The sequence below is a fragment of the Mesorhizobium sp. M7A.F.Ca.CA.004.12.1.1 genome, from assembly GCF_003997835.1.
In the GTDB taxonomy this organism is placed as follows: Bacteria; Pseudomonadota; Alphaproteobacteria; order Rhizobiales; family Rhizobiaceae; genus Mesorhizobium.
The window spans coordinates 1-2,573 of the sequence record NZ_RZRK01000850.1 but is presented as its reverse complement, the minus strand read 5'-3'; the positions used below and the strand labels follow the sequence as shown (position 1 = coordinate 2,573).

Sequence of the window (2,573 nt, the reverse complement as noted above, 5' to 3'; positions counted from 1 at the left end):
GTACCAACTGGAACACGGCGCAGAACGTGTACCTCTATGCGCCCGACGATTTGCGCGCTGAGGGCGATCGAGTGGTCGTCGTCCAGCACAGTGTCATCTCCGACACCAGCGGTGTCGCACCGGCACTGCTGGCCGCGGCCTATCCGAACGGCGATCCCTTCGACGCGGCGGACGTGCGCAACGTCGAGGTCGACCTGCGTGACAACGACACGCCCGGAATCTATGTCACCGAGGTGACGCCCGGCACGAACACCGAAGATGGCCGCTCGCTGGTCATCGAAGGCAATGCCACGACCAAGCTGAATGACGAACTGCTGGTGCAGCTCGCCAAGGCGCCCGACGCGGGCGACACGATCGTCGTCAAGTTGTACGTCAACGAGTTCAGCGACGAAAACATCATGATCTACGACGTCGATGATCCGAACGGTCTCGACAACCGCATGTTCAAGGGTGCCGACGGCTACTGGCGCATCACTTTCGACAGCGGCAACTGGAACGATGCGGTGCGCGTCGGCATCGAAGCGCGCGACGACATCCCGCGTGAGGACCCGCACACGGCGGCGATCTTCTTCCAGCTCGACCAGGCGCTGACAGTCGACGCCAACCACAACTATGTCTTCCCGAACCTGCGCTCAGGCCCGGGCTATGTCGACATCGACGTGATCGACAATGACAGCGCCGGCGCGGTTGTGCTGGAGAGTGAAGGCAATACGCTGCTCAACGGCGATGGATCGGACACCGACGACTATACGATCCGGCTGACCAAGGCGCCGTCGACCAACGTCAGCGTCGCGGTACTAACGGACGGTCTGGCGGATGTCGTTAGTGTCAATGGCGTCGCGGTCACGCCCGGCTCCGGATACAGCATCATTGGCGGCCTCAGGCCAACGCAGATATTCGACGGCAATCTTGTCTTCTCCAACGAAGGTGGCTTGGGCAAGATCACGCGTAGCACCGGTGCCGATCTCGGCAGCTTCGTCGATGAAGGCTTCTTCGTCGGCCAGCAGATACGCATCGGCAATGCCGGCGCCGGCAGCGGCGACTATTTCATCACCTCGATCGATGCGGACGGAAAGTTCTTCAAGGTCGACAGGCTGTTGGCAGCGACAGGCGCGAAGGACGACGTCATCCTGTCCGATCTGGCGCGGGACGGCGAGTACACCGGCAATATCCGCTTCGAGCAGGTCATGGAAGGACTTGTGCCGACCTACCGGATCACCATCGCCGGACTTGGCGACAAGGACGATGGCTGGCTGTCATTCGGTTTCCTCGAAGGACAGTGGATCCGCGTGTTCGATACGGCCGACAATCTGATCGGCGACTTCAAGATCGCGATCATCCGCGGCGACAACGACACCAAGGACACCTCGATCCAGATCACCGGCACCAATGTCGCGCAGATCCTGCCGCATCTCGGCGCCACGCTGAACGATGTGCACGTGGTTCGCACCGCGGCCCTGGCCGTGTTCACGCCGGCCAACTACTACCAGCAGCAGACGGTCGAACTGCGCGCCGACACCGAATACGAAGTGCCGATCACCCGCGAAGGCGTCAAGGTTTTCCCGGTTTCCGGCCATTACCTGTCCAAGCTGCGCGGACCGTTGGCTGTCGAGGGCGGCGTCACCGGCGCCGACCGTTCACTCGAGAACGGCCTCAAGCTGCCAGGCGAAGCCGACGACTTCCTGATCGCGATCGGCCAGCAGCCGCCGGAATCGCAACAGATCGACGTGCTGAACATCTTCAACGACACCAGCAAGGAAGATGTCGGCGGCGTGATGACGGCGACGACGCTCACCGGCTTCAACATGGCTGACAATCTAAGCCTGGGGCTCGGTGTGACCGGCGATCCGACTTTCGGTGAATCCGGCTTCTTCCCGGGTGGCATCAGCTTCGGACGCATCAGCGTCGACCAGAACGGCGATTTCGGCACCGACAGCACCAAGAGCACCATCGAGGTGGTCAATCTGATGCTCGGTGAAGGCAACGACAAGCTCGTCATCGAGGGCACGCTCAATCCTGCGCCGCCGGTGCAGGTGACGAGCACGTTCGACATAACGCCATCCGGCGTCAACGGCGGCACCATCGTGCGCACCGGATTCGACTGGAAAGCGATGGGCTTCCTCGTCGGCCAAACGGTGAAGATCGACAACCTGCCGGGCGTCTGGACGATCGTCGCCATCAATGATGCGCTGATCAATCCGGCCAATCCGGCCGAAGGCGCGGATCCGAATGACAACTCGATCCTGGTTCTGAGCGGACCGACGCTGGCCAGCGTGGCGGACGGGCCGCACACCATCACCGCCTTCGATAAGGATGTGATCACGCTCAACAAGTCGGTGGATGTGGCCACGACGACGGCGGGCGGCATTATCACGCGCACCGACGGCGGCAACTGGGCCGGCTTTGCGGTCGGGGACTTCATCTCGATCGCCGAAGACTTTGCGCAGGGCGAGTATCAGATCGTGGCGATCGCCGGCGCGGTCATGCGCGTCATCGGCGGACAACTCGCGCCGGTCTCGGAAGCACCGCGCACCATCAATCGCATCAACCCCGTGACCAACGCCGTGCTGCAG

Annotated in this window: 1 protein-coding gene; it reads left to right on the top strand. The window is 62.3% G+C overall.

Annotated elements, in window-relative coordinates:
• Positions 1 to 26: 26 nt before the first annotated feature.
• On the top strand, positions 27 to 2,573 hold a 2,547-nt coding region (locus EN984_RS37920; protein WP_206517522.1), incomplete at its 3' end, for a hypothetical protein.